12 protein-coding genes are annotated in these 14661 nt (G+C 34.0%); 4 read left to right on the top strand and 8 right to left on the bottom strand.

All coding sequences use genetic code 11. The annotated features are described in order from the left end of the window. Positions 1–5: 5 nt before the first annotated feature. From NCCP28_RS06845 to NCCP28_RS06830, 4 genes are all read right to left on the bottom strand, one after another. A complete protein-coding gene (locus tag NCCP28_RS06845) occupies positions 6–959 on the bottom strand; it encodes a sugar kinase (protein WP_248560653.1) in 954 nt (317 codons plus the stop codon). 101 nt (positions 960–1060) lie between these two features. Next, positions 1061–1834: an IclR family transcriptional regulator gene (locus NCCP28_RS06840; RefSeq protein WP_248560652.1), complete on the bottom strand. Its 774-nt coding sequence runs from the start codon at positions 1832–1834 to the stop codon at positions 1061–1063. Positions 1835–2164: 330 nt separating this feature from the next. Continuing rightward, positions 2165–3226: a sugar ABC transporter substrate-binding protein gene (locus NCCP28_RS06835; protein WP_248560651.1), complete on the bottom strand. Its 1062-nt coding sequence runs from the start codon at positions 3224–3226 to the stop codon at positions 2165–2167. A 25-nt stretch (positions 3227–3251) separates the two neighbouring features. After that, a complete protein-coding gene (locus tag NCCP28_RS06830) occupies positions 3252–4958 on the bottom strand; it encodes a methyl-accepting chemotaxis protein (RefSeq protein WP_248560650.1) in 1707 nt (568 codons plus the stop codon). Between the two features lie 514 nt (positions 4959–5472). Here NCCP28_RS06830 and NCCP28_RS06825 point away from each other — a divergent pair. From NCCP28_RS06825 to xylE, 3 genes are all read left to right on the top strand, one after another. Further along, entirely contained in the window at positions 5473–6357 is an 885-nt protein-coding gene (locus tag NCCP28_RS06825; protein ID WP_248560649.1) for a dimethylarginine dimethylaminohydrolase family protein, read from the top strand. A gap of 173 nt (positions 6358–6530) precedes the next feature. Beyond that, positions 6531–6755, top strand: a complete 225-nt coding sequence (locus NCCP28_RS06820; RefSeq protein ID WP_248560648.1) for a ferredoxin — start codon at positions 6531–6533, stop codon at positions 6753–6755. Between the two features lie 614 nt (positions 6756–7369). Next, positions 7370–8791: a D-xylose transporter XylE gene (gene xylE, locus NCCP28_RS06815; RefSeq protein WP_248560647.1), complete on the top strand. Its 1422-nt coding sequence runs from the start codon at positions 7370–7372 to the stop codon at positions 8789–8791. 69 nt (positions 8792–8860) lie between these two features. Here xylE and NCCP28_RS06810 read toward each other — a convergent pair whose 3' ends face one another. From NCCP28_RS06810 to NCCP28_RS06795, 4 genes are all read right to left on the bottom strand, one after another. Beyond that, positions 8861–11107: a bifunctional diguanylate cyclase/phosphodiesterase gene (locus NCCP28_RS06810; RefSeq protein ID WP_248560646.1), complete on the bottom strand. Its 2247-nt coding sequence runs from the start codon at positions 11105–11107 to the stop codon at positions 8861–8863. A 302-nt stretch (positions 11108–11409) separates the two neighbouring features. Next, positions 11410–12723 carry an ammonium transporter gene (locus tag NCCP28_RS06805; RefSeq protein WP_248560645.1) on the bottom strand — a complete coding sequence of 438 codons (1314 nt, stop codon included), beginning with the start codon at positions 12721–12723 and terminating at the stop codon, positions 11410–11412. A gap of 5 nt (positions 12724–12728) precedes the next feature. Next, a complete protein-coding gene (locus tag NCCP28_RS06800) occupies positions 12729–13088 on the bottom strand; it encodes a P-II family nitrogen regulator (RefSeq protein WP_248560644.1) in 360 nt (119 codons plus the stop codon). A gap of 322 nt (positions 13089–13410) precedes the next feature. Further along, entirely contained in the window at positions 13411–13995 is a 585-nt protein-coding gene (locus tag NCCP28_RS06795; protein WP_248560643.1) for a LysE family transporter, read from the bottom strand. Positions 13996–14104: 109 nt separating this feature from the next. Here NCCP28_RS06795 and NCCP28_RS06790 point away from each other — a divergent pair, with 109 nt between their 5' ends. Next, positions 14105–14659: a helix-turn-helix domain-containing protein gene (locus tag NCCP28_RS06790; RefSeq protein WP_248560642.1), complete on the top strand. Its 555-nt coding sequence runs from the start codon at positions 14105–14107 to the stop codon at positions 14657–14659. Positions 14660–14661 lie beyond the last annotated feature (2 nt).

Here is a 14661-nt window from a genome sequence, read left to right as displayed (position 1 = left end):
ATTTCTTAACGAATTACATCCTCTTTAACCGTGCTGCTCATATACTCTTGCAGCAGCTTTTTATCTGGCAGTCCTTCAATATCGCCGTTAACCAAAGTTACCATCGAACCGATTGCACAGCCCCTTCTTGCAGATTCATAGATTGACAGATTATCAAGTATTCCTGATAATACACCTGCAGCAAATCCGTCGCCTGCTCCAATTGGATCAATTACTTTTTCAACAGCAAACGGTTCGGCAAAACCAGACTTGTTAGCTGTAGAATAGTAGGCTCCATTCTCTCCTAATTTTACTATTGCAGCCTTTGCTCCTAAGCGCTTACATTTCTGAGCTATTTCTTGGCAATCTTTTGTTTCAAATAAATATTCTCCTTCAGAAATTCCAGGAAGAACAATATCTGATTTTGCAATGAGTTCTTTCAACATTTCTTTTCCGTTTTTCTCATCCAACAATGTTTTTCTGATATTAGGATCAAAAACTATTTTTAATCCATTTCTTCGAGCCAAATCAACTGCGTAAAAAATAGTTTCTCTGCATGAACTACTGAGAGCTGGAGTAATGCCAGTAATATAGAGAATCTTAGCTTTTGCAAGATAATCTTCTTCAATATCAGCTGGCGTCATTTGACTAGCTGCAGAGTTATTTCGGTAATAAATGACTCTAGCATTATTTGCAGTGGTTTGTTCTTTTAAAAACAAACCGGTGGCAGCGTTTGCATATTCTTGTACAAAACTAGTGTCAACCCCTTCACCACGAACACTATTTATTATTCTTTTTCCAAGCTCGTCTTCCCCTACCTTGCTGATCCAGCCAGTTTGATATCCAAGCTTTGCCAATCCAATTAATGTATTGGTTTCAGCTCCAGCAATTCTTGAAGTAAAATCTTTTGCATATCTTAGTTGGCCATTCTGATTAGGAGAAAATAAAACCATGGTTTCTCCTATGCTTACCACATCCATTTAATATCCCTCATTTCATATAGAGAAGGAACAAACTGATTGAATTATCCCTTCTCTGTTTTTTAAATAGAAAAATGCATCTAAATTGTTTCTTTCTTTTGCTAAGGCAATATTGTATATTCCTTCCCTGCATCAAAACCAATGCTTACAGCTACTTTTTTTGCAGTATAGGTCAATTTTTCTACAATATAGTCTTTTTGCTTAATCATTCTTTCTTTTGGCCCTGCAACACTAATAGCTGCTTGCAATGTATTATCCGCTCCGTATATAGGAGCTGCTAAACAGAACAGACCTTCTTCATTTTCCTCATCATCAATGGAGTACCCAAGTTTATTAAAGATATCCAATTGCTGTTCCAACTGTTTTTTATCTGTGATCGTATGTTTGGTTATAGGCAGGAGTTCTATATTGGATAAAATGCTATCTCGTTGTTCTTTTGGCATAAAGGCTAAAAAGGTTTTTCCCAGCCCTGTACAATATAGTGGCTTCTGGCCTCCTGGCTGTGCTGTTGTCCGTATAGACCGATTATTATCAATTTTTGCAACATACACCAAATCTTTTTCAGATAATACAGCCATAAATACAGTTTCTTGAACATCCTCCATCAGACTTTTTAAATAGGGACTTCCTTGTTCAGAAATATCCAGCGATTCCATTGCGGCGCTTCCAATTTGAATCAATTTCGGACCCAGCTTGTATTTGTTGTTAGAATCTATGGATAAATATCCCTCTTTATATAAAGTTCCAATAAGTCCAGATGTACTGCTTTGAGGAAATGATAAAGTTTCACTAATTTCTTTTATCGTTAAACCATTGTAGTGCTTGCTTAATAATTCAAATACTCTTAATACTCTTTCTGCAGATTTAACTGACATCGGAGCCTCCTTAAATCATATATGTGATACAAAATCTTATATGTGATTTCATAAATTCATATTAACATAGGAAAATATATTAATCAATAATATTTTAATTTTTTGACAAAGGAAAAAATATGCTAAAAAATTGGTTTTTGCAAAATGGATTAATGCAAAATCTCATAATCACTATAACCATTTAATAAAAAGCCAGATGCATGGGAAACATCTGGCTTTTCTATCTTCAATAGATTATTTATAGAATACGCTGTGCAAATCATACCAGGCAGCAAGTTTTCTTTTTACATACCTTGCAGCCTCTAAAATGGATTTTCCAATCCTAGAAAATCATTCAAATACTTCTTTTTCTGTCAAATATCCATCTTTTATTACGGTTTCTCTAATATTCTCTTTTGTAACACTTATTGGCTCCAGCAAAATGGATGGAACATCTATCTCTCCATTATTCACCTTTTTGTCTGTTTCAATCATTTCTCCTGTTGCTGCTTTCATGGCAATTTCTGCTGATTTAGTTGCAAGCAGATTAATTGGTTTATACACGCTCATTGTTTGTGTTCCTTTTACAATTCGGCGTATTGCTTCCAATTCTGCATCTTGTCCAGAAACAGGCACTTTTTTCGCTAATCCAGCCGAATTTAAAGACTCAATCACTCCTTCAGCAATACCATCATTGGCAGCTATTACTGCATCAATTTTATTATTATTTTTATTTAAAGCATCTTTCATATTTTTTTTGGCAATGTTTGGATCCCAATCCTCTGTATAATGATCGTCAACAAGCCTTATGTCACCTTTATCAATTAATGGCTGTAAAACTTTCATAGCCCCTTGACGAAATAGGAGGGCGTTATTATCCGATTCCGCCCCTCCGATATAGGCAAAGTTTCCTTTCGATTTTTTTTTGATTAATTCAGATGCCTGCAATTGGCCAACCTTTACATTATCAAAGGAAATATAATAATCCACCTTAGAATTTTTTATTAACCGATCATATGATATAACTTTCACCTTATTTTTATGTGCCATATCAATAATTTCACTCGCAATATCTGCATTATGGGGAACTACAACTAAAACATCCACACCCTCTTTAATTAACAATTCTGCTTGTTTAATCTGTACATCATCTAACCCATTAGCAGCTAAAGTTTTCACTTGTCCGCCTAAATCTTTAACTTCCTCTTCAAATAATTCTTTGTCTTTATACCATCTTTCATCCTTTAGAGTATCTAAGATAAAACCGATATAAGGCTTTTTCTCATCAGAGATCAGCTTAATAGCTTCCTCTTTTTTTGTGGAATCATTTGAGGATAAAGAAGAACATCCTGTAATGAACAGAAACAGTATCACAATCCAGAATATATTTATTTGATTTTTATTTCTTTTCATCTATTTTCCTCCCTTCCTTTTTCAATTAAAGCTGGAATTTTTTTATTAGATTATTCATTCTTTCTACCATGCTTGTGAGCCTTTTTGCACTGGCTGATATATTTTCAATCGATTGATTTTGTTCAATCATTGCAGCTGAAATTTCTTCGGAACCAGCAGCTGACTCTTCTGATATAGCAGCAATATGTTCAATATTTTCATTAATATTTTGGCTAGATTGCTGAAATTTATGGAAAACCGTAGAGATATGCTTCACTCCAGTTGACATTTCAGCTACTTTTTGTTTTATTTCAGCAAAATGCTGTCCTGTTTTTTCTATCTCTTCAGACCCTTTATTTGCTTGTTCATATCCATTATGGAGATTTTCGGCTATTCTTGAAGTCCCTTCTTTTATACTGAACACAAGCTTTGTGATGCCTTCTATTGAATAGGAAACTTCTTCCGCCAATTTTCTGACTTCTGTCGCTACCACAGCAAAACCCTTGCCAGCTTCACCTGCCCTTGCAGCTTCTATAGAAGCATTAAGTGCGAGCAGATTTGTCTGTTCTGCAATAGATTTAATTACATGAACAATTTCCGTAATAGATTGGGTTTTGCTTTCCAGATTCTTCACTTGGTCCACTGATCCATGTACAACATCGTTAATCAATTTCATTTGATGCAAGGATTCTTTCATTTGCTTGTCTCCATTAATGGAAACAGCTAATACTTGGTCAGAAAATTGAACTAGTTTCTCTCCCTGATTGCTTGCATTTATAATTTCTTCATTAAAATCTTTCATATTTTGGGAAATAGCGGCTGCATTATCTGCCTGAGAACTAGCACCTTCAGCCATTTCTTCAATCGTTATGGAAACTTGCTCGCTTCCAAGCTTTACTTCTTCTGATGATTCGAACAGTGTAGCACTTTGTTTATCTACATCATTAGAGAGATTGGAAATTTCCGCTATCATTTCACGCAAACTTTGCCCCATTTCATTTATTGATTGAGATAGCTGGCCTATTTCATCGGTTCCTCTATAAACTAATTCAGTTGTATTTAAGCGGCCACTTGCAATTTCTTTGCTTTTGTCTACAATCACTTTTAAATTCCCACTTATTTTTCTGCTGACTAAATATAAAAGTATTGCTGAAATGACAATAGAGCCAATAGAAGAAATCAGTAAAATTAAATTAAGTACTTCAAGCTTTTTCTTCGCAGCATTTAATGCCTCTTTGCTCATTTCTGTTGAGCCGTTTTTCAGCTGATATCCTAATTGGGAAGTTTCTATTTTCATTTCATTTGCGGACTGCTGCAGTTTTTTGAATTCTTCTGTATTAATTTGCTGCACTTTCGGAACAATGATGCTAAAGAAATATTCATCCAATTTATGATTATTTTCAATCATCTTATTAAATAGCTGTAATTGTTCTTTATTTAAATGTTTTTTTATTTTCTTAGCATTTTCTACAAATTCTTCACTATAATCCAAATATTCATTCAGTTTAGCATCATCTGATATGAGCATATATTCTGGGATCAGCGAGTATTTTTCATGGTATAAAGTAATCAAATTCCCAGCATAAATGGAAACATCGTTTTTTGCCATCGTATCTTTCATATTTCTAATAGAATTTTTCACCGACATATCTGTAATAATAATTGCAATCAAAAAAGTAATGGCCATAAATGAAAAAATAGCCATATATTTTCCGCCAATTCTTATATTTGTCCATTTTATTTTTTTGAACAAACTTTTTCCTCCTAATCTTCAGATGTTATTTTTTTAGATATGCTACATCTATTATAAGAATCTATCATATCTTATCTATAGATACTATCGGAGTGTATAATCTGTTATTGAATAACTTGCAATAAAATTTTTCAGCTGAAGAAAAAACTAAATAATTTAAATTTTCCATGCATAAAGTGCAGCTTCCATCAGACCTTTATGGACAAGTTTCTGCCCACCTAGATTTCTCGTTTTCTCTTACAACCCCTTAGGCGGGGGTCAAAAGCCCGTTAAATAGTGATAAAATAATCTGTTATTTATGCACATCAGACAAAATTTATTATGTTTGAATTTCTTTGTGAATCTTGTTGTCTTTCAAACAAATTAGTGGATTGGAGTGAAAGGAATGAGATTCCGGCAGAAAAGCAAGTGCCTGCAACGTAAACCTGCAGCCTATTACTAAAGAATTCCCCTCCTCCTTATTTTCCTGCAACATTTTGGGAAAACTATCTTTATCGAAATTAGGAGGTATATCATGACGGCTGAACATATAAAAATCGGTTGTGAGACTGAATATGATCCATTAAAAAAAGTATTGCTTGCTCCCCCTACTTTTATGAGCATCAAAGAACCGATCAATACGATTCAAAAACGATTTTTCAAAGAAAATATTAATCCTAAAATTGCGCAGAAACAGCATGACACTTTTGTAGAAACTTTAAGAAAAAATGATGTTGATGTCATTCTTCTTCCACCTGACGAAAAATATCCAGAACAAGTTTTTACCAGAGACATCGGCTTCACATTAGGCAGTCATGTATTTGTTTCCGAGATGGCCCATGATGTAAGGAAAGGAGAAGAAAATAGCTTTTTACAATGGTTGAATGAAATAAAAATTACATATACCAACTTAAAAGGAGATAAAATCGAAGGCGGCGATGTGCTAATTGACGGAAATTCTATTTACGTAGGAGTAAGCAATCGTACAAATAAACATGCGATTGCTGATTTGCAGGAGCTATTGCCGGTCTATGAAGTAATTGACATTCCATTTACCGATACATTTTTGCATTTAGATTGTATTTTTAATATATTATCGCCAACAGAAGCACTGATTTATAGAGGAGAAATTGATAAAAAAAAGGAAAAACACCTTGCCGAGCGTTATAGCCTTATAGAAGTTTCCAAAGAAGAACAAGCAACAATGGGCACCAATGTTTTATCTATTGGGAATAAAAAAGTAATTAGTCTGCCAATAAATAAAGGTGTAAATAAAGAATTAGAAAAACGAGGCTATACCGTTATAGAAGTGGATATCTCAGAAATCATCAAATCAGGAGGGGCATTCCGCTGCTGTACACTTCCAATTCTGCGAGAAAAGCCTAGTAAAGGATTAATCGATAAAATTTTTCATGAATAGAAAAAGTCAATGGCAGCATATGCTTCTAGCACATACTGCCATTTTATTGATTTACCTTTTAAAATAACTGAATATTTACATTTATAAGAAAAATTAAAAATTCTGTCAATAAAAAAACGAATTTCAGAGTTAAAATAATAATAGCTTACTATAAACTCAAAGGAGATGTTTAAATGGCAACATATACAATAGTAGATAAACATTCATGTACTGCCTGTGCAGCATGCGGGGCGATTGCGCCAGATATTTTTGATTTTGATGATGACGGCAAAGCGGAAATAATAATGGATCAAAATACAGGAAGTATATCTATAGATGAAAATCTTTATAAAGAGTTAAAAGAAGCAAAAGAAAGCTGTCCAGCACAATCTATTAAAATAGCGGCTGCCGCTTTTTAATAGAGCATAAAGTTTATATGAAGAAAAAAACTGGATTGATGTTTTATTAAAAGACTTTTTAAAGAGAGATGGATACTATAAAAAATAGCATCCATCCTCTCTTTTTATTAATAAAAAATATATGCCGACAATCGAATTATGTTGAAAAGCACAGCATTAAAATAACCATGCCAATTTTAATGAACAAAACTAATCTCCAAAATAAACAGATAGTCCCCTTCAAACCCCCCCTCACTAACAGCGAAATATACTCTTGCTAGCAGTACCAGACAAGTTATGGTATAAAGTCACCGCAAATTCTCCTGCTCTATTAACAATCCAAAAATTCTCTTTTTTTCTTAATGTTGATTTTCATCAATTAATAATAAGATTTCCTGCCGAACTCATAATAGTAAAGCTTATATGATGTTGGACAGGAAACTCTTTCGCTAGTGTTGCTTCCAATATATATCTATAAAATTCTTACTTCTTCATTAATCCTTATAAATTTACATATTAATCCAAAACTTAGTTTGTCTACTGTACAAACTAAGTTACAATTGATATACTTTAATTGTGATAACGATTTCATTTTTGAAAGGATGTGAAGGAGGGAGTTTATCCCTTTGTAAACAATGCTCAAATCAGGAAATATCTACATTATTCTTATTACATTAGTAGCAACTTTAGGAGGCCTTTTATTTGGCTATGATACTGCCGTTATTTCGGGCGCAGAAAGTTCCTTGCAAGCTTATTTTACTGATAGTCTGCATCTTTCATCCATGGTACATGGGATTACAGTTTCCAGCGCTTTAATCGGCTGCATTATGGGAGGCATCCTATCAGGTTATTTTTCTACTAAATTTGGACGTAAATATACTCTTATCATTTCAGCAGTACTATTTTTATTATCAGCCTTCGGTTCCGCTTACCCAGAGTTTTTATTTTTTACGAAAGGGGAGCCTTCAATAGCTTTATTGATTGCTTTTAATATTTACCGTATTATTGGCGGCATCGGAGTAGGACTAGCTTCCGCAGTTTCACCTATGTACATTGGAGAGATCGCTCCATCACATATTAGAGGAAGATTGGTCTCCCTAAACCAATTTGCAACTATTCTTGGAATGCTTATTGTTTACTTTGTCAATTGGAGTATAGCAAAAGGTCAAACAATTGAATGGATAAATGATATAGGTTGGCGCTATATGTTCCTATCAGGAAGTGTTCCAGCAAGTTTATTCCTAATTTTGTTATTTGCAGTTCCAGAAACTCCTAGATACCTAGTATCAGTAAATAAAGATGAAAAAGCATTAAAGATACTTTCTAAAATTTATAATGAAACAATGGTAAAGGCGACAATGTATGAAATAAGAAATTCGTTTGATGCAAAAAAAGCAAATTTATTTTCATTTGGAAAAACAGTCATTATTATCGGTATTTTATTATCCGTATTCCAACAATTTGTTGGAATAAATGTAGCTCTTTATTATGCTCCAAGAATCTTTGAAAGTATGGGTGCCGGAAGAGATTCTTCCATGTTCCAAACGATTATAATGGGGTTAGTAAATGTTATTTTTACAGTTGTCGCCATTTTAATGGTTGATAAATTTGGACGTAAGCCATTATTAGTCATAGGATCCATTGGAATGGCAATAGGAATGTTTGGTGTTGCGGGAATGGCTTTTTACAATGCTATTGGAATTGCTACATTAATCTTTATCATTATCTATACTGCTTCCTTTATGATGTCTTGGGGTCCAGTAGTATGGGTTTTAATCGCAGAAATCTTTCCTAATAAAATTCGCGGAAAAGCAGTGGCTTTGGCAGTAGCCGCACAATGGGCTGCAAATTACTTTATTTCTTCTACATATCCTACCATGATGGAATATAGTGGAGGATTGACTTATTCCTTTTATGGGATTATGAGTGTTTTTTCCGCTCTGTTTGTCTGGAAAATGGTTCCTGAAACAAATGGAAGATCCCTTGAGGAATTAGAATTGCTCTTAAGCAAATCCAGTAAAAATAATGATACTTCAAATAAAGCAGTAAACCAATAAGGAATTGAAAAAAGATCCTAGTTAATTTTTCTAGGATCTTTTTTTGAAGAACTTTAAGCAAGATGCTTCTTATGCGAGAGAAAATAGTATTTCTATCTGATCAGCCGGCAAAGGTTTGCTTAGGAAGTATCCCTGTCCTACATGACAATTATTTTGCCGCAGAAAAGATGCTTGCTGTTCGTTTTCGACCCCTTCGGCAATTACTTGAAAACCTAAACTATTGCCCAAATCAATAATTGTTTTTACTATTATTTCCCCGTTTTTTCCATTATTTATTTCATCAACAAAAGACTTATCAATCTTTAATGTGTCAATAGGAAAATGTCTTAGATAATTTAAAGAGGAATAGCCCGTGCCAAAATCATCAATAGAGAGGTTTACGCCAATTTCTTTTAATTCATTCATAATGGTCGTGGTCTCTCCTAAATGCTGCATAACACTTTCCGTCATTTCCAATTCAAGATAACCCGCTCTACACTTTGTATTACTGATTATTTGTTCAATTGTTTTTACAAAGTCTTTATGGCGAAATTGCAGAGCGGAAACATTTACAGCTATACTCATGGGGGAAAACCCCTTTTCTTTCCATTGTTTATGTTGATTGCAAGCTGTTTCTAAAGCCCATTTGCCAATCGAAACAATAAGCCCTGTTTCTTCGGCAATAGGAATAAATTCTGCTGGAGAAACAAAACCATATTTAGGATGTTTCCAACGGAGTAGAGCCTCTAAACCAATAATTTTATTTGTATTCAGGTCAATTTGAGGTTGGTAGAAAAGGGTAAACTCATGCTTTTTTATGGCATTCCTAAGACCATTTTCCAATTCGAGTTTGCTGCTGTTTCTATCATTTAAGGAAGATGTATAAAATTGATAATTATTTTTCCCTTTTTCTTTGGCAAGGTACATCGCAGCGTCGGCATTTTTAATCAACCGCTCTGCTGCATCCCCATTTTTGGGATACATGCTTATTCCTATACTTGGCGAAATAAACATTTGTCTGTCGCGAAGAAAAAATGGCTCTGCTAATTTATCAATAATTCGATCAGACAATCTTGAAATTGCTTCAAGTTGCTTTTCCTGCAAAACAATAACATACTCATCTCCGCCATAACGCGCGATCATAGAATCTTTAGGCAAACACTCTTTTAATCTTGAAGCTACTTGCTGTAATAAAAAATCGCCGTAACTATGGCCTAATGTATCATTTATCATTTTAAAGCGATCTAAATCTAAAAACATAACAGCTATTGGCTGCTTGTCTTTTTTAATAGCGATTAACAATTCATTAAGATAATCAAATAAAAAATTTCGGTTTGGCAGCCCTGTCAAAGAATCATAGTAAGCCAAGTAACGGACTCTCTCCTCCGCCCTTTTGCGTTCTGTGATATCTCTTATAATAACCTGTACAGCTTTGTTTTCTTGATAAGTTGTTTGAAATGCCAATGCTTCCACAAATAATCGTGTTCCATCTATTCGAGTAATCTGGTAATCATGCAGCTTTGTTTCACCCATTTCCTCAACTTTCCTTATTTGATTTTTAGCATATTCCAAGTCTTCTGGAACCACAAAATCAAGGATATTTTTCCCCATAACTTCCTCTATATGCTGCACTCCAGCTAATCGCATACCTGCGTTATTTACATAAACAATTTTTCCGTCGATATGTATAAATATTGTTTCGGGAGAGTATTCCACTAGTTTCCTGTAGCGCTCTTCACTTTCTATTAGCTGTTTTTCAAACTGTTTCCGTTTGGTAATATCATGGGCAAGCAGAACCATTTTTTCAACTGTGCCATTTTCTGAAGCAACAGGAACCACTTTTCCTTCCACTAAAACTTGATTCCCCTCTTTACTTTTCAAATAATATTCTACTTTAATCTCTTTTTTAGCCATTATTTCATTCTGAAACCATCCTTGGATTTCAGAATTATCTTCCATTTGTATAAAATCATATAATTTTTTTCCTTCGTATTCTTCAGATTCGTAGCCTAATAATATTTCATGCGAGGGGGAAGCATATTTGATATGCCCATCCCTATCGGCTACAACAATCAAATCTGATACATTTTCAACAATAAGGCGGTAATTTGCTTCATTTTCGATTGTATCTTTAGTCATTCTTTGAATTAGTTTGTAATATAATAAACCGCTTAGCAATATAAACAGCCAACCCTTTGCAGTACTTATCCAATTTGCATTCTGCAGATAATCTTGTAACAGCCAATCTGATATTAGAACCCATGAAATGCTGATAACTATGTACAAAAGAACAAAACGCAATGCAATTTTTTGAGCCGCTTCCCAATTTCTCCACATTCCTGCCAACCACTTCCTTTGCTTCATCATTTATTGTCTAAAATTACCTATCAAGCAGCATTCATTATAATCTCAGTCTACCTATTGCTTTTTGGTCTTTTCTAAATTGATTGAAAATACTGCCATCTCTAATGCCAATTAGCAGCTTGTTTAGAAAATAAATATATTATTTTTATTTTCTTCTTTTTCCAAACTGATATACATTATTATGAAGTTCTTTCTTTATAAACAAAAAAGACCTCTGTTTATTAAACACAGAAGTCCAAATCAATATAATTCATTTATGCTTATTTTTCTTTTTGCTAACTTATTTCTCTGGCAATCTCTTTTTCCATGTCTGGAGCAACAGAAATTCCTGTCGATTCTTCAAAGTTGTAAAGACTTGCAGGCAAATCTGCAAAACGTTCTAGTTCATTATACGCTGGAATACCATGATAAGACATATCCAGCCCCTCATCTTCTTCCCGTTCACTTGCCCGGAAGCCAACAGTTTTTTCGCATGCTTTCGCAATGGCAAAGCCGCTGATAAGCCCCCAAACCACTACTGTAGCTGCTCCTAAAAGCTGTACAAATAAAAGGGATGCATCTCCTGTTGTAAATAGTCCCTCTTTTATATCAAACAAACCGACAGCAATCGTGCCAAATACACCATTAAAACCATGAACAGCAACTGCTCCAACTGGATCATCTACTTTTATTTTATCCAATAATAATGTTGCTAAAATTACAATCACTCCACTTGCTGCTCCAATAATAATGGCGCTCCACTGCGACACAAATGCACAGCCTGCTGTTATTGCAACAAGGCCAGACAATACCCCATTAATTGTCATGCTTGGATCAGCTTTCCCGAATTTTTTCATCGTAAAAAATAAAGCAGCTGTCCCACCGCTTGCACCTGCCAGCATTGTGTTAATGGCAATGGAAGCCAAAGAAGCATTCGAAGCATCCAGTGTACTTCCTGCGTTAAATCCAAACCAGCCGAACCATAAAATAAAGGCGCCTGCTGATGCTAATGGAATATTGCTTGGTGCAAATACATTTGCGCTCCCATCAGAATTAAATCTTCCTTTCCTTGGGCCAAGGAGTTTTGCCATTGCAAATGCAACAAATCCTCCTAAAGCATGTATTGCTGCCGAACCTGCAAAATCCTTCATGCCAAGACCCGCCAACCAGCCATCGCTGCTCCAAATCCAATGGCCAGATAATGGATATATAATAATGGAAATACATGCGGCTGTTACAATATATGCTTTAAAACTCATTCGTTCTGCAACTGCCCCCGATATAATGGAAATACATGCTAATGCAAAGCCCATTTGAAAAAGGACAAAAGCAGCACTAGGCAATTCAATGGATAATTGAATATGTTCAGGATTTCCAAACAAAGAAGTACCGATAAATCCCAAAACATCTTTGCCATACATAATGCCAAAACCGATCATCCAAAATGCAATAGCGCCGACTGTTAAATCAACAAATATTTTCATCGTTACATTCACCGCATTTTTTGTTCTCACAAAACCAGCTTCAAGCAGACTAAATCCGCCTTCCATAAATAATACCATTGCAGCGGCAATAATAATCCATACTGTATTTAAATAAACTAATTCCATTTTAGTTAGCTCTCCTTATTTGCTAAATCATCAATATCAAAATCTGTTTTACCAGTTCGAATATTATACGCCTCTAAAACAGGATGAATGAAAATCTTTCCATCTCCATCTTCACCAGTTTGTGCCGAAGCGATAATTTCCTTAATAGTGCGCTCTACCATGTAGTCGGATAACACAATTTCCAGCTTTACTTTTGGATGCAAAGTTACTTTATAATTTTTCCCTCGATAAACGCCTTGAGTATCCTTTTGTTTTCCTCTGCCAACCACTTGAGATACGGTAAACCCTGCTATTCCAATATTTTTCAACCCTTTAATTGTCTGTGTAAGCCTTTCAGGCCGAATGATTGCTTCAATTTTTTTCATATATATTTTCACCTAGTCTTATTATATTGTTAGATTTTCTCACATAATAAGTTAAATAATATAACGAGTAATTATTTATGTCAATCAATTAAAATAAAAATTATTAAAATATTCTATTATTTATCCATAAAAAAACCTCTTCTTTAAAAAAGAAGAGGTTTTTGACTCGGAATGCTAGCATCCCACATTTGTCGAAAAACATTGAAGAGGATAAAACAATAATATTAATTTCTGTTTATTCCAATAGAGCATTAAAAGATCTTTTTAAATTGTGTTTCTGTCCTTTTTTATGAAAACACACAAAAAAGACAGAAACCTACTACTAGTGAATAAATATAGAAACAGCACTGTACAGCAACAATAATGACATTACTACATTAAAAGCCATTCTATATTTATTTAGAAATCTTTGAAACAAAGAGCCAAAAGTACTCCAACACATTGTAGAAACAAATCCGACAAATCCTAAAAAGACAGCAAATAAGATAAAACTCAAAACCGAATGATAAAATGGAAGAATAAAAGTCCCTACAACAGTTATTCCATATAAAATTCCTTTTGGATTAATAAATTGCAAAATCATTCCAGAAATAAATCCATTTTTATTCCTCTCCCCCTCTGATTCTCCTTTCTGATTGCTTCTTAATATTTTATAAGCTAAGTACAACATATAGACCGCTCCGAATATCGACATAAAAAATTGTATTTTCGGAATAAAATTTTTCAGCATAAGATTAAAATAGCTGCTGCATAAAATAATGACAAAAAAGCCTGCTCCCACCCCTAAACAAAATTTTAATGTTCCCTTAAATCCATATTTGTTTGCAGAAAGCATCGCCATTAAGTTATTAGGCCCAGGAGTAAAACTAGTAATAAACACATAAAGCAAAAACGATAATACTGGCATTTGAAATCCCTCACTAGAAATATGTTATAATGACCAAAATATACAATATAGAGTATATATGTTATATTGTATAAAATGAACTTTATATTGTCTATAAGGAGTTTTTATTATGGAAGAAATAAATAAAATTATTGGAAGAAATTTAAAATCTTTTAGAATAACGAATAAATTAAGTTTAGAACGGGCCGCTGAACTGACAGGGGTAAGCAAAACAATGATTGGCCAAATTGAAAGAGGAGAATCAAGCCCGACTATTACAACCATCTGGAAAATTGCTAATGGATTAAAGATTTCTTTTACATCCTTAATAGATAATCCCCAGCCAGATACAAAGGTTATTTTAAAAAAAGAAACACAAGCATTAACAGAAGATAACGGAAAATATCGCGTATATCCATATTTTATTTTCCATGAGGATAGACGCTTTGAAATGTATTCTATTGAAATCGAAAAAGGCGGGTTTCTTAACGCTACCCCACATCGAGAAGGCACAGAGGAATTTATCATTGTCTTTGATGGAGAATTAACCATTTGCGTCAATAATGAGGAATATACGATAAAAAGCGGTGATTCTATAAAATTCAAAGCAGATAAGCCCCATTCATACCACAATTCAGGGAATACTTTAACCCGGTTAAGCATGACTATTTATTATCCAGCTTAAAT

It is taken from the genome of Niallia sp. NCCP-28 (assembly GCF_023168165.1).
Lineage (GTDB): Bacteria > Bacillota > Bacilli > Bacillales > Cytobacillaceae > Niallia.
Note: the sequence above shows the minus strand (reverse complement) of the source record. Positions and strands in the feature narration are given on the sequence as shown.